Raw genomic sequence first — 14,433 nt, 5'->3', positions numbered from 1 at the left:
CGGCAACAGTCTAGCTGCTTGCAGGGTATTTCCGACAAGTATGCGGGAAGTGTTTGTCAGTCAATTCATGTCGAAGGCCCCGCCTTTGTTAGGCGCGAGCAGGCAAGGCGCGATCCGGCAGCGGTCAAGGCGACTGTCAGTGGCGCAATGCAAACAAATGTTGCCGGATGAATCACTGTGCGACGTTCGGGAACGTCGCACGGTGACAGATCGCTTACTGGCGGTAGGACTTGAGGAAGCCGCCAATGCGTCCGATGGCCATCTCCAGGTCATCGACACGGGGCAGGGTCACGACGCGGAAGTGGTCTGGCCATGGCCAGTTGAAAGCGGTGCCTTGAACCACCAGCAGCTTCTCGGAGAGCAGCAGGTCGAGGACGAACTTTTCGTCGTTATGGATCGGGCAGACCTTGGGGTCGATCCGCGGGAATGCATACAGCGCCCCCATCGGCTTGACGCAGCTCACGCCCGGAATGTCGTTGAGCAACTCCCAGGTGCGGTTGCGTTGCTCCAGCAGGCGGCCCTGGGGCAGCACCAGGTCATTGATGCTCTGATAGCCACCCAGGGCGGTCTGGATCGCATGCTGGCTCGGCACGTTGGCACACAGGCGCATGTTGGCCAGCATGTCGATGCCTTCGATGTAGCTCTGGGCGTGGTGTTTCGGGCCGGAGATGGCGATCCAGCCGGAACGGAAACCGGCCACGCGATAGGACTTGGACAGGCCGTTGAAGGTCAGGCAGAGCAGGTCCGGCGCCAGGGAGGCGGTGCAGATGTGCACGGCGTCATCGTAGAGGATCTTGTCGTAGATCTCGTCGGAGAACACCACCAGATTGTGCTGGCGAGCCAGTTCCAGCATGCCCAGCAGGACTTCTTTGGAGTACACAGCGCCGGTCGGGTTGTTCGGGTTGATGATCACCAGGGCTTTCGTGTTCGGGGTGATCTTGGCCTTGATGTCGGCCAGGTCTGGCCACCAGTTGGCTTGCTCGTCGCACAGGTAATGCACCGGGTTACCGCCCGATAGGCTCACCGCTGCGGTCCACAACGGATAGTCCGGCGCTGGCACCAGCACTTCGTCGCCGTTGTTGAGCAGGGCCTGCATCGACATCACGATCAGTTCGGAAACGCCGTTGCCCAGGTAGATGTCTTCAATGCCGACGCCTTCCACCTGCTTTTGCTGGTAGTACTGCATGACGGCCTTGCGCGCACTGAACAGGCCCTTGGAATCGCTGTAGCCCTGGGCGGTCGGCAGGTTGCGGATTACGTCCTGGAGGATTTCATCCGGTGCTTCGAAACCAAAGGGCGCCGGGTTGCCGATGTTCAGCTTGAGGATGCGATGGCCTTCCTCTTCCAGGCGCTTGGCGTGCTTGAGCACCGGGCCGCGAATGTCGTAGCAGACGTTGGCGAGCTTGTTCGATTTGCTGACCTGCATGGCGATGTGTTCCCGAAAATGAACGATCCAGACGGCGTTTGGGCAACCGTGCTGGGAATCCTGCGTATTCACACAGGCCTGACGCCTTGAGATGCAGCACCCATATTTCCGTTTGAATGCGCGTGGTCTGGCTGCCAGACTGGCGTTTGACGAGGCGCAATCATACGTGCCGCCCGATCCGTGGAAAAGGTACAGATCGGGCTTTTTCAGCCGCTGAGGTGTGATGATGGAAAAGTTGGAAAAAACCCTGGAAGAATGGAAGGCGATGCTCGACCCGGAGCAGTACAACGTGTGCCGCCTCAAAGGCACCGAACGACCGTTTTCCGGCAAGTACAACGCCACCAAGACCGACGGTATCTACCACTGCATCTGCTGTAACGAGCCGCTGTTCGACTCCAAAACCAAGTTCGACTCGGGTTGCGGCTGGCCGAGCTTCTACGCGCCGATCGGCGACAGCGCCATGACCGAAATCCGTGATGTCAGCCACGGCATGATCCGCACCGAAGTGGTCTGCGCCAAATGCGACGCGCACCTGGGGCACGTTTTTCCCGACGGCCCGCCGCCAACGGGCCTGCGTTACTGCATCAATTCAGTGTGCCTGGACCTCGTGCCGCGCGTGTAATGCGAGCCCTGTAGGAGCGAGCCTGCTTGCGATGGTCGTCAACGATAACGCGGGAAGCCTGGTGCCCCGAGTTGTTCTCTGGTCCATCGCGAGCAAGCTCGCTCCTACAGTGGATTGGCGTTCGATAATTTAAATTGCACGCAATTCAATTGCTCGCTATTTTGTTATCTCTTCCATTCAATCGGAACCTCAAACATGAGCGACAACCTGCTGAGCATTCCTTGCACCACGATCAAGGGTGAGCAAAAGACTCTGGCGGATTTCGCCGGCAAAGCCGTGTTGGTGGTCAACACGGCCAGCAAGTGCGGTTTCACTCCGCAGTACAAAGGCCTGGAAGAGCTGTGGCAGACCTACAAGGACCAAGGCCTGGTGGTGCTCGGCTTTCCCTGCAACCAGTTCGGCAAGCAAGAGCCGGGCAATGAAGGGGCGATCTCCGAGTTCTGCGAGCTGAACTTCGGTGTCAGCTTCCCGCTGTTCAAAAAGATCGACGTCAATGGTGCCGATGCCCATCCGCTGTTCGTGCAATTGAAAAAGCGCGCACCGGGGGTGCTGGGTTCCCAGGGCATCAAGTGGAACTTCACCAAGTTCCTGATCGGCAAGGACGGGCAACTGGTCAAGCGCTTCGCTCCGGCGACCAAGCCGCAGGACCTGACCCGCGAGATCGAAGCCCTGCTCAAATGAACACCTTGTCAGTCGATTCCCTGAAGCTCGACAGCCAGTTGTGCTTCAAGCTGTACGCGGCATCCCGGGCGGTGATTCGCGGCTACAAGCCAATGCTCGATCAGTTGGGCCTGACTTACCCTCAGTACCTGGCGATGCTGGTTTTATGGGAGTGGCAGGAAGCGACCCCGGAGCAACCGACCGTCAAGGCATTGGGCGAGCGTTTGGCTCTGGATTCCGGCACGCTGACACCCTTGCTCAAGCGCCTGGAACAACTGCAACTGGTGCAGCGTCAGCGTTCGGCGCGCGATGAACGTGAAGTGCACCTGAGCCTGTCGCCAGCCGGCACGGCCTTGCGCGAACAGGTTGGGCCACTCAAGGCGCGCCTGTTGTGCGACAGCGGGGTCGATCTGAATCGACTCAACGAATTGCGCGATGGCCTCGATCACCTGTTGGGGCAGATCAAGGCGCTGTCATAGCGGGGATCCACAGGTCCAGCAGGGCGGCCAGTTCTTCGCGCCGGAAGGGTTTGGCCAGGTAGTCGCTCATGCCCGCGGCACGACAGCGTTCACGCTCCTCCGACATGGCGTTGGCCGTCAGGGCAACGATGGGCAGTTGGGGCCAGCGTCCGCTGCGGCGGATTTGCCGGCTGGCTTCATAGCCGTCCATTACCGGCATGTTGCAGTCCATCAGCACCAGGTCGAAATCCCGTTGCTCGAGTTGATCCAGTGCCTCGCCACCATGAGCGGCGGTGGTGACCTCGCAGCCGAGTTTGCCGAGCATGCCCTTGGCCACCAACTGGTTGACCGGGTTGTCTTCCACTAACAGCACGCGCCCGCGGCGTTGCGGGCATTGTGTGTCGAGTCGAGCCTCGTTGACCGGATGGGTTTGCGGTTGCAGGATCCTGCGCAACGTTTGAAGTAGCATACTGCGGGCCAAAGGGCGGGCCTGCTGTTGCAAGGGGGCGAGTGCGTTGACCTCTTCGCTGGGCATGAAGTTGCCATACGCGGTGATCAGCAGGATTGGCGCGCTGAGGGTGGGGCGCAAACTGAACAGGCATTCGGGGCAGTCGGTGATGAGCACGTCGGCCGCCAGGCCAAGCAATGGGTCATCCATGGAACGCCGTTCATAGTCCAGCCCCCAGACAGGCAACAGGCTGTTCAACAGTTCCCCCAGTCCGCTGCTGGCGGCCGTGATGGCAATGACTTTGCCCCTGAGTGAAACAGCTGGCATTGCACGGGTATGGCTGGGCAATGGCAACTCCGCGCAGAACTGGCTGCCAAAACCCGCCTCGGAGCTGATGGTCAGGCGCCCCTGCATGGCTTCGCAAAGGTTATAGGTCAGGGCCAGGCCCAGCCCGGTGCCGCCAAATTGACGGGTAATACCGGCACCGGCCTGGGTGAAAGGCTGGAGGATCTTGACCTGGGCCTCCTGAGGGATGCCGATGCCGGTGTCGCAGACTTCGATCCTGACGCCATCCCCGAACGTCGACAGGCGCACGTCGACCCGCCCGAAACGGGTGAACTTGAGGGCGTTGGACAGCAGGTTACTGACGATCTGCCGCACCCGGGTCGGATCGCCGAGCACCAGTGCCGGGAAATGCGGATCGATCAGGCAGGTCAGTTCGACGCTGGGGGCGGCGTTCTGCGACAACAGGTTGGCGGTGTCTTCGATCAGCGAGCCCAGGTCGAAGGGGATGTGTTCGAGTTCGAGTTGGCCGGCATCGAACTTCGACAAATCGAGAATATCGTTGAGCAATTCCACCAGCACTTTACCCGAGTCATGGGCGATCGACAGTTGCTGCTGTTGTTCGGCATTGAGCGGTCCGTCGAGGGATAGCGCGATCATCCCGAGCAAGCCATTGAGGGGCGTGCGGATTTCATGGCTCATGTTGGCCAGGAACACCGAGCGGGCTTCGGCCATGTCCAGTGCTGTGCTGCGGGCGGCTTCCAGTTCCTCGTTGGATTGGCTCAGCCGGTCGTTGATCGCCTTGAGTTCGGCAGTGCGGGCCGAGACGATGTTTTCCAGTTGGCCAAGATATTCGGTCAGGCGGTTTTCCGCATTGCGCCGCTGCTGGATTTCGGTGGCGATGTTCCTGAATTGCTGGTTGGCAGCCTTGACCAGCACGCCGATCTCATCGTTGGCGTGCCCGGCGGGACACTCCAGCGAGGTCGCCTCGGTGCTGCTCGGGTCGCGACCGCTGAGTTCACGGATGACCCGCACCAGGGGTTTGGTCAGCATCACATAGAACAGCGCCAGCAGGATGCCGGACAGCAGCAGGCTGCGGGCGAAGCCATTGAGCAGGGTCACTTCGGCCCGGCGCAGGAACCGGTTGCCGAAGGAGTAAGTATCGACTTTCAGCCGTAGCGTACCCAGGGATTCGTTGGGTAAATTATCCAGGTAAAGCCGGTCTTCGAACTGTCGGCTGGCGCCGAACAGGAAGTCACTGAGCATCCGGTAACCGTTTTCCACACCGGGTCGCTTGACGTTGGCCAGCACGGTGCCGTTGTTGTCGATCAGCTTTGCGCTAATGATCGCTGGCGAGCGCAGCAGGCCCAGGGTCAGTTCCTTGGCGAGTTCGGCGTCGATGTTGTAGGCGATTCGTGAGGCCGGGTTGTGGCTGATTTCCAGCAATGAAAGGATTTCACGATTGATGGAGGCGTCTTCACTGGCATAATCGATGCCTATTTGCAGCAGGCTGAGCAGCGTGCCCAGAATGAAACCGACCAGCACGGTAAGCCGGGCTTGCTTGAATGACAGCCGGTTGGTGAATTTGATGTCCATGGGGGGGTGAACCACTTCCGTTTCCTTTCGCTGCTCAAGCATAGTCGATCATGCCTGCCTGCTGATGTTCTCGCGAGGGCTGTACCGCGGGGGTAGCCGCTTGTGTGACGCTGTGTTTCGTCGCTGTATCACCATCATTACTGTGAACGTGCCCGAGGAGAAGTCGTGGATTCCCGATTGAATGCTTTTCTTGAACGCGCCGATGCCGTTCTGGCCCGTATCGAGCCGTTGCTGCCGGCGCCACGGCCAGCCATCGACTGGACGCAATGCCTGGCCGCGCGCTGGCAGCGTGAGTCGCGCGGCGGTTATCTGATGCCGCTGGAGGTCAGCCTCGACATGCGTTTGTCGGACCTGATCGGCGTCGACCGGCAAGTCGAGCAGCTTGGGCGCAATACCCGGCAATTCCTTGACGGCATGCCAGCCAACCATGCCTTGCTCTGGGGCTCGCGCGGCACCGGCAAGTCGTCGCTGGTGCGCGCCTTGTTGGCCGAACACGCTCACGCCGGTTTGCGCTTGATCGAGATTGAACGTGATCACCTGGCAGACCTGCCGCGGGTGGTCGAACAGATCGGCAAACTGCCCCAGCGTTTCGTGCTGTTTTGCGATGATCTCTCGTTCGAGTCGGGCGAGGGGGATTACCGAGTGCTCAAGAGCGTCCTTGATGGCTCCCTGGAACAGGCGCCGGACAACGTTTTGTTGTACGCCACGTCCAACCGTCGCCACCTGGTGCCGGAAAAGGAAAGTGACAACGAAAACTGGAAACGGGTCGACGGCGAACTGCATCCGAGCGAGGCAGTGGAAGACAAGATCGCACTGTCGGACCGCTTCGGCCTGTGGTTGTCGTTCTATCCGTTTACCCAGGAACACTTCCTCGACGTCGTCGAGCACTGGATCGGCCAGTTGGCCGGCAAGGCCGGACTGGCGTGGCAGCGCACCGAAGAGCTGGACATTCTGGCGGTACGCTGGGCCACCGGCCGAGGCAACCGCAATGGGCGTTGCGCCTATCAATTTGCCCGTTACTGGGTCGGGCTGAAACTGTTGGAGCACAAGGCATGATCGATTTACAAAAGAGCGGCCAGGGCCTCGAAGGCTACGGCATGCTACACGCGCAGCTGGAATCATTGCTGGCGGACGAGCGGGATTTCATCGCCAATGCCGCACAGTTCTCGGCGTTTCTGTTCAATCAACTCGATGATTTGAACTGGGCCGGTTTCTACCTCAACCGTAATGAAGAACTGGTGCTGGGCCCGTTTCAGGGGCAGATCGCTTGCGTGCGGATTCCGTTCGGTCGTGGCGTTTGCGGGGCGGCGGCAGCCACCCTGCAGACTCAACGAGTCGAAGATGTGCACGCGTTTCCCGGTCATATTGCCTGCGACAGCGCCTCGAACAGCGAACTGGTGGTGCCGTTGGTCAAGGACGGCCGATTGATCGGTGTGCTCGACCTCGACAGTCCAAAACTCGCGCGTTTCACCGCGCAGGACCAGGCTGGAATCGAACAGCTGGCGGCGATTTTCCTGCGCCTGACCGACTGCTGATCAAGACGCCAGGCCGGCCTTGGTCAGCAGGCCCGGCGCGTCCACCGCATCGATCTGCTCGGGGTCGAGGAAGCGCCTGGCGTACTGCAAATAGATCTGTGCCTTGATGAACAGCCCGAACAGCTCCGGGTCGATGTGGGCATCACGGCACATGAACGCCATGATGCCCAGCGCCTCGCTCAAGGTCTTGGCTTTTTTGTAGGGGCGGTCGGCGGCCGTCAACGCTTCGAAAATATCGGCAATCGCCATCATCCGCGCCGGCAGGCTCATTTCTTTTCGCTTCAAGCGTTTCGGATACCCGGTGCCGTCCATTTTTTCGTGGTGCCCGCCGGCTATTTCCGCGACGCTGCGCAAGTGCTCGGGGAACGGCAGATGGTTGAGCATCAGAATCGTCTGAACGATGTGGTTATTGATGACATAACGCTCCTCGCTCGTCAGGGTGCCCCGGACAATGCTCAGGTTGTACAACTCGCCCCGGTTGTATTTGTGGGGCGGAACGTCGAGCTTGAAGCCCAGGGGATTGTCTTGCGGTATCACTTCGTTTTCGCTGCGTTCGAACAGGTGCTCGGGTTTGTCCGCCAGTAACGGTTCGCTGACGGGCAGGTTGGGGGCGGGCGTTCGGGCCTGACGCCGGTTTTCTTCCCAGGACACGCCCAGCCGGTCATCCAGGGTCCGGGTCCAGGTTCGTTCAGCCAGGCGGCGCAGGCGTTGCAGGTCAGCGTCGGCCATGGCTTCGCCGCCGAGATTGCAGCGGGCAACGAAGGCGAAATCGTCATCGAGCCCGGCCAGGCTGGCATTGCGCAGTTCCGCCAACGGTTGCTCGTCACCGCCCAGGGCAATGCCCCGCCAGTAGCTGATCCAGGCATCGCACTTGAGTACCTCGAAGCGGGTACGGATTTCGTGGATACGATCGGTCAGGGTTTCCAGCTTCGTGGCTTTGTCGACGACATATTCCGGGGTGGTGACCTTGCCGCAATCGTGCAGCCAGGCGGCGATGTGCAGTGCCTCCCATTCATCTTCGGTCGGCTGATAGGCGCTGAAGGCGGGCTCCTGGCTCGCTGCCGCCGCTTGGGCGAGCATCAGGGTCAGTTCCGGCACGCGCTGGCAATGGCCGCCGGTGTAGGGGCTTTTGGCGTCGATGGCGCCGGCCAGCAGTTGAATGAAGGCGTCCAGCAGCTGTTTTTGCCGGGCTTGCAGGCGCTGGCTTTCGATGCACACGGCAGCCGCGCCGGACACCGCCTGGAGAAACGCAATGCGGTCCGGCCGCAGCTTGTCCAGATCGCTCTGCTCGCCGCTGTCGGCCAAGAGCAACACCAGCAGACCCACGGTTTCGTTGTGGCGATTGTGCAGGCGGATCCCGATCAGATGGACCCGAGGACTTTCCAGCGCGAGCAGGATTTTCTGCAGATCACCCGCCTGCTCGAACCCCAGGTTGCTGACGACATTGTCGACGTTGGCCAACTGGTGCAGCCATGGGGGGCTTTGCGGGTTCTCGAGCGAGTGTCCGCGGATGTCGAAGTCTTGCAGGTTTTCGGCGGTGTTATTGATGACCAGCCCGTGGGGTTTCATGTGCTGGCCATCACCTTCGCGCAGATAGATCAGGCCGGCCTGGGCCTGGCCGATTTTCACGGTTTCAAACAACACCCGTTCCAGCAGCGGGGCGAAACGGGTTTCGGCGCTGAGGCTGTCAGTGATCTGGAAGAAGCTCGCCAGGGTGTCTTTCATTCGTGCCATCGACACACTCAACTGGTCGACTTCGAGCACCGGCGAGCGACGGGAAAGCGGAAAATTGAAATCGAAACTGCGAATCGCATCGGCCTCCTGCACCAGGGCGCGCAAGGGTTTGACCAGGATTCTTGATGTCAGCCAACCCAACGGCACGCATAACAGCAAGGTTGCCAGGGTAATCAGCGCACCCTGCCAGCGCATCCGGTAAGCGTCGACGAGCAACTCGTCTTCCGGTACCAGCAGCGCCATTTGCAGGCCTTGGGGGCCGCCTTCCTGCATGCTGCTGCGGGCCACGATCCACTGCCGGCCGTTGGCGTTCAGGCGACTGCCCTGAGGGGGACTGTTGAGCAACGCGTCCAGGCCGGGGCTCAGGTCCGCCGCCTTGACCAGCCGGGACGTCTGATCATCGATGATCAGCTTGCGGCTGTCGGGGTAGGCAATGGCATTGCCTTCGGCATCGAACAGCACGATTTCGGTACTGGGGGTCACGACGTGCTTGGCCAGGGTCGCGCTGAGTTCGGCCAGAGTCAGGTCGGCGGCCAGGATTGCCTTGTCGCCGCTGCGTCGTGCCAGCGTCGTGCCGATGTTGTGGGTGGAAAAGAAGATATAGGGTTCGGTCGTGATCTGGTCGTTGTCGCCGCGGGCGCTGGTGAACCAGGTGCGGTTGCGTGGGTCGTACGTGTCGTTCAAGTTGTCCTGACGGCTGACAAGTGCCAGGTTCCGGTCGAAAAACAACGACTGGGAGTGGGGCTGGCCGCTGCTGTCGTGCTCGATGCTCCAGACTTGGAAAACCGCCGTGTCCGGAGCCTTGACCAGGGCTTTGACCTCCGGGGTGCGCAGCGGGCGGACCATGAAGAAGTCACCATTGTCGTAGCCCAGGTACAGTGAAGCCAGGTTGGGGTTGTCCTCGAGTGACTGGCTGAACGGTTCGAGCAGTGCCAGGCGCTGTTCCAGATCAGGGGACTGGCCCGCCGGATTGAGTGCCAGCAGGCTCAACAGATGACGAATGGGGTCATAGGTCGCGTGCAGGTCCAGGCGGACATCCTGCTCAATGCGGTTGAAGAGTTTTTCGCTGCTGGACAAGATGATCTGTGTGGTTTGCCGGTAGTTGAAAAGCCCCAGCACCGCCCCGGTCAGCAACAGCAAAAAGGTGAACATCACGCTGATATGGACATGCAGCGGAAACCGGCGTGGATCCGTGCGCAGTGGGTCAGGCATTGCGGGTTTCTCCATGATGGTCAACACACCGCTGAGGGACCAAGCATAGTTAAGGCTCTGGCAGTTTGCCTTCGTCGTAATGCTCGATCTGACGTAGCAACGCGTCCTCCAGTTCGAGCATGGTGCGCTCCATGGATTTGCAGCATCCGGCCACTTTTTCGCGATCGGAATCCTCATGACAGGCGGCTTCGAGTGCCTCGCAGCGGTCGATCAGTCGGGAGGCTTGTACTATCCGGGCTGCGCCTTTGATTTTGTGGGCAATGTCCTGCAGCGCTTGCGTATCCCCAGAGCTGGATAGCGACAGCAGCGTTGGCAGATCCTGGCGGTTGCTGTTCACCAACTCGTTCAGCAATCGTCGGTTCAATTTCGGGTTGCCCCCGGTCAGCAGTTTCAACCCGTGAAGGCTGAACGCCGGGGCTACATGGGTTGGTTCAATGCCTTGCACCCATTGACTCAAGGCTCCGAGGCTGAGGGGTTTGAACAGGCAGTCGTCCATTCCGGCCTGTTTGCAGCGTTGTATTTCTTCCGGTTGGGCGTTGGCGGTAAAGCCGAGAACGGTGCAGGGAGGACGCTGGAGTTGTCGCTCATGCTGGCGAATGGCACGGGCAAGCTCATAACCGTTCATGACCGGCATGTTGCAATCGGCGATCACCAGATCAAAAGGCTGGTCCTTCCATGCCTCCAATCCCTCCTGTCCATCGGCCGCGACGGTAAATCGATGTCCAAGAAACTCTAGTTGCTGGCATGTGAGCAATCGATTGGCCGAGTGATCGTCGACTACCAGAACATTCAATGGGGTTGTGGCGACGACGACTTGGGTTTCGACCGCACGGGCCGACTGTTGCAGCGGCAACGTTTCCAGCTGCAGCAACACCTCCACTTGGGTACCGATGCCCGGCTCGCTGCGCAATTGCAGGCTGCCGCCCATCATCTCGCAGAGATTGCGGCTGATCACCAGCCCCAGCCCTGCGCCTCCCCTGGCCGATTGCATGGCGTGGTCGGCCTGAGCGAAGGGTTCGAACAGGCGTTGTTGATCCTGTTCGCTGATCCCGATACCACTGTCGTGAACCTGCACCCGCATCTGCACATGCTCAGGTTGCGTTGCCGGGTGCAGGTCGACAATGACCCGGACCTGGCCTTGCTCGGTAAACTTGATGGCATTGCTGATCAGGTTGGACAGCACCTGTTTGAAGCGCAATGGGTCCAGCAACACATCGAAGGTCGGGTTCGCCGATGAAAACTCCAGCAGCAGCTCGAGTTCCTTCTGTCGGGCCAGACCTTCGAAAATCCGCACGACCGAGGTCACAAGTTCACCAAGGTCAACCCGCTCCGGAGTCAGGCTCAAGCGTCCTGATTCGATTCTGGCGATGTCGAGAATGTCGCCGATCAATTCCAGCAACCCTTTCGCCGAGTTGTACGCGACATCGATGGCCGAACGCTCCGGGTGCTGATGATCAAGACGCTTGAGTGTCAGTTCAAGCATGCCGATGATTGCATTCATCGGCGTGCGGATCTCATGGCTCATCGTGGCCAGAAACGTGCTTTTGGCCCGGTTGGCGTTATCGGCGCGTTCTTTCGCGCAACGCAGATCGTCGAGCAGTTGCCGCCGTTCGCTGATGTCGATCCAGCCACCGATAATGCCTTGCACTTTTGCGCTGGAATCCCGATAGGGAAGAATCCAGTGATAGATCGTCAGCCGCCGGCCACCAATGTGCAGCTCGCGATCGACGATCAACGGTCTGCCCTCGGCCACCACGCGCTGGTAGTCGGCCTGGTACTCCCGGGCTTCGAACACATTGCTCATCGATCCCTGCATGACGCTTTTGCCAATGACATCTTCACGCCGGGCGCAGAACGCTTGCAGGTAACTGTCGTTGCAACTTTGCAGCAGCCCCTGGCGATCACGTACGTAGATCGGATGGGGCGTGCCATTGACCAGCGATCGCATGAACTCGAACTGGTCGTTCAGTGCACGCTCGGCGGCCTTGCGCTGCTTGATCTGGCGTCGCATGTAGTCGTTCCACGCAATGGAAATCAGCAATAGCACGCCGGCACCGATGACGATTTGGTAGAACAGTCTTTGATAGTTGCGCCAGGTGCTTTGCGAGGACGCCGAATAGCCGCGCCAGCGACTGTTGATGATGCCCAGTTCTTCCGGCGAGATGCTCAGCAATGCCTTGTCGAGAATGGCGTTCAGCTCTTTGGCGCCCCGAGCGGTGGCAAGGGAAAACGCTGCCTGCTCGGTGCCGATGGTGGTGCTGATTTGCAATGTGTGCTCGAACAGCCGCGAGGAAATAAAGTAATTGGCAATGACCAGTGAGTTCACCGCGCCCTCTGCCTGGCCTTCGGCGAGCAACTCCACGGCGCTGAAGGTGTCCGGGGTTTCGATCAAATTGATTCGGGGAAACTCTCTGCGCAGGTAATCGATGATTGGATTGCCGCGGGCAATGGCCAGGCGCTTGTCCTGTAGCTGCGCGAGGTTGGTCGAGCTGTCGGCGGCCTTGCGGGTCAGCAGGACGTAGGAATTTTCCAGAAAGGGGCGGGTAAAGTTCAGCTGGGTTTGACGTTCGGCACTGGGGAGCAACGCGGCGATCACATCTACCTTGTTGTCCTTGATCTGTTTGATCATCTCGTCATCGCTTCGACTGCTCCGGATATCGAAGCGCAAGCCGGTACGCAGCCTGATAAGCTCAAGCAAATCTGCGGTGACCCCGCGAAAATTGCCATTGCTATCGAAAAATGTCAGTGGCGCAAAGGCTTCGTTGACGACGACGCGCACAATCGGGTGGTGGCTCAGCCAGCGTTCTTCGCGGTCAGTGAGTTGCAGCTTTTGATCGGTCAGCAGAATGTCACTACCGGCGCTCCAGCGTTTGGCGATGTTTTCTCGTTCACTGGAGGGGATGGCCGTGATCATCGCGTTGATGATGCCGAGCAGTTCAGGGTTGTTCCGGTTGACGGCGAAGCTGAAACCAAAGGCTTCATGTTTGCCGAAGTTGGCCATGCGGATGTTGTTCAGATACCCCTTGTTGATCATGTAGTGAGTTGAAATGGTGTCACCGAGAAACACGTCCGCCTGATCGAAAGCAACGGCATTGATCGCATTCTGGTAGGACGGATAAGACGTGATGATCGCCTTCGGATACAACGCCTTGACTTCCGCCAGCGGCAAGTAGTGATACACCATGCTCAGGCGCAATCCGGCCAGGCCATCGGTGAGGGATCGTGTTTCCCCTTCGCGGGTGACCAATACGGGTTGGTCGACGGCATAGGGTATGGACAGTGCAATGTCGGCGTTGCCAGCTTCGAATCCATTGGCGGTGCCGAGCAGATCGACTTCGCCATTTTCCAGCGCAGTGATCGCGGCCCCTCGGGAATCGAAACGCTGAACCGTGACGGGCAGACCGGTTACTTTTTCCAGGAGACCGGCGTAATCGGCGGTAAAACCTTCATAGTCCTGACCACTGGTGGTCAGGTCGAATGGGGGATAGTCCGGGGCCGACGTACCGAGCGTCAGTTGGTTTTTTTGTTTGATCCATTGTCGCTGGGATTCATCCAGCCGAACCTCCAGCGCTCCGACCTTCGAGCGGCTGAGCAGCGTGTAGTTTTCATTGCCCGGTGCTCCGAACAACGAGGTGCTCACGCATAGACCTGCGGTCAATTGAATCAGATAGACCTTCAAACGTCTGGGCATCCAGGTTCTCACACGAGTGCGTTACGTTTTGCCATCTCGATCAGTTCAACCAGGGATTTGGCTTTGAGTTTCTGCATGAGGCGCTTTTTGTAGGTGCTCACGGTCTTGTTACTCAGAAACATGCCCTTGGCGATTTCCTTGTTTGTGCGGCCTTGGGCAAAAAGTTGCAAGACCATCAGTTCCCGGTCGTTTACGGATTTGAACAGTTCCAGTTCCATGCAGCGTGTTTCATCTCCGCGGATGGGGTTCAAAGCCTCGCTCGGAAAATAGTTGTAACCTGCAAATACCGCTTTTATGGCGCTGACCAGTTCACTGATGTCCTCTTGTTTGCAGACATAGCCCGATGCACCCGATTGCATGCAACGAATACCGAAAAGTGTCGGGCATTGTGCTGTCAGTACCAGGGTTTTAAGGGGGGTGCTCATTGCATTGAATCGGGATAGCACTTCCAGGCCATCCAGTTTTGGAATGCTGATGTCGAGAATGACCAGGTCCGGCATGCATTCGCGAACCATCTGCATGGCATCGACCCCATTGTCAGTTTCGCCGACGACTTTGTAACCTTCATGTTCCAGTAACATTCGAACGGCAAGGCGGATAACCGGGTGATCGTCGACAATAAAAACGGAGTTCATAATCAAGTCCCATGCGAGCTCAAATAAAGCGCGCACCATAGCTCAGATACTTGAAGGGACGCATGAACTGACCAGTCTGTAGCAGCAATATAGGAAAAATCCTACAGATGAAAAAGAATGGGACTACGTATTAA

Annotated in this window: 10 protein-coding genes; 5 read left to right on the top strand and 5 right to left on the bottom strand. The window is 59.0% G+C overall.

Translation table 11 applies throughout. The features are described 5' to 3' along the window. Nucleotides 1-214 precede the first annotated feature (214 nt). Nucleotides 215-1,426, bottom strand: a complete 1,212-nt coding sequence (locus tag PSJE_RS09465) for a pyridoxal phosphate-dependent aminotransferase (protein ID WP_007973513.1) — start codon at nucleotides 1,424-1,426, stop codon at nucleotides 215-217. 226 nt (nucleotides 1,427-1,652) lie between these two features. On the opposite strand from PSJE_RS09465, the gene msrB reads away from it, so the two are divergent. The 3 genes from msrB (at nucleotide 1,653) to PSJE_RS09450 (ending at nucleotide 3,187) form a co-directional block, all read left to right on the top strand. Continuing rightward, nucleotides 1,653-2,048 (top strand): peptide-methionine (R)-S-oxide reductase MsrB, encoded by a 396-nt coding sequence (gene msrB, locus PSJE_RS09460; RefSeq protein WP_057716578.1) that lies wholly within the window; start codon nucleotides 1,653-1,655, stop codon nucleotides 2,046-2,048. Nucleotides 2,049-2,243: 195 nt separating this feature from the next. Then, the gene (locus PSJE_RS09455; RefSeq protein WP_056727098.1) at nucleotides 2,244-2,729 is read left to right on the top strand and encodes a glutathione peroxidase; all 486 of its coding nucleotides are present in this window, start codon (nucleotides 2,244-2,246) and stop codon (nucleotides 2,727-2,729) included. Then, on the top strand, nucleotides 2,726-3,187 hold the full coding sequence (locus tag PSJE_RS09450) for a MarR family winged helix-turn-helix transcriptional regulator (RefSeq protein WP_057713825.1): 462 nt from the start codon (nucleotides 2,726-2,728) through the stop codon (nucleotides 3,185-3,187). The genes PSJE_RS09455 and PSJE_RS09450 overlap by 4 nt, the downstream gene beginning before the upstream one ends. On the opposite strand, the gene PSJE_RS09445 is transcribed toward PSJE_RS09450, so the two are convergent. Continuing rightward, nucleotides 3,171-5,534, bottom strand: a complete 2,364-nt coding sequence (locus tag PSJE_RS09445) for a hybrid sensor histidine kinase/response regulator (protein ID WP_090457057.1) — start codon at nucleotides 5,532-5,534, stop codon at nucleotides 3,171-3,173. The genes PSJE_RS09450 and PSJE_RS09445 overlap by 17 nt on opposite strands. Nucleotides 5,535-5,657: 123 nt before the next feature. Between PSJE_RS09445 and PSJE_RS09440 the strand changes: the two genes are divergently transcribed. Together PSJE_RS09440 and PSJE_RS09435 are read left to right on the top strand one after the other, a co-directional pair. Further along, nucleotides 5,658-6,548: an ATP-binding protein gene (locus PSJE_RS09440; RefSeq protein WP_057713827.1), complete on the top strand. Its 891-nt coding sequence runs from the start codon at nucleotides 5,658-5,660 to the stop codon at nucleotides 6,546-6,548. Beyond that, nucleotides 6,545-7,027, top strand: a complete 483-nt coding sequence (locus PSJE_RS09435; protein ID WP_057713828.1) for a GAF domain-containing protein — start codon at nucleotides 6,545-6,547, stop codon at nucleotides 7,025-7,027. The genes PSJE_RS09440 and PSJE_RS09435 overlap by 4 nt, the downstream gene beginning before the upstream one ends. Here PSJE_RS09435 and PSJE_RS09430 read toward each other — a convergent pair whose 3' ends face one another. The 3 genes from PSJE_RS09430 to PSJE_RS09420 are packed head-to-tail and all read right to left on the bottom strand — an operon-like array spanning nucleotide 7,028 to nucleotide 14,299. Further along, on the bottom strand, nucleotides 7,028-9,973 hold the full coding sequence (locus PSJE_RS09430; protein ID WP_090457055.1) for an HD domain-containing phosphohydrolase: 2,946 nt from the start codon (nucleotides 9,971-9,973) through the stop codon (nucleotides 7,028-7,030). 49 nt (nucleotides 9,974-10,022) lie between these two features. Further along, the gene (locus PSJE_RS09425; RefSeq protein WP_090457054.1) at nucleotides 10,023-13,664 is read right to left on the bottom strand and encodes a transporter substrate-binding domain-containing protein; all 3,642 of its coding nucleotides are present in this window, start codon (nucleotides 13,662-13,664) and stop codon (nucleotides 10,023-10,025) included. An 8-nt stretch (nucleotides 13,665-13,672) separates the two neighbouring features. Next, nucleotides 13,673-14,299: a response regulator transcription factor gene (locus PSJE_RS09420; RefSeq protein WP_057713831.1), complete on the bottom strand. Its 627-nt coding sequence runs from the start codon at nucleotides 14,297-14,299 to the stop codon at nucleotides 13,673-13,675. Nucleotides 14,300-14,433: the final 134 nt, after the last annotated feature.

The sequence above is a fragment of the Pseudomonas jessenii genome (assembly GCF_002236115.1).
Lineage (GTDB): Bacteria > Pseudomonadota > Gammaproteobacteria > Pseudomonadales > Pseudomonadaceae > Aquipseudomonas > Aquipseudomonas jessenii.
Note: the sequence above shows the minus strand (reverse complement) of the source record. Positions and strands in the feature narration are given on the sequence as shown.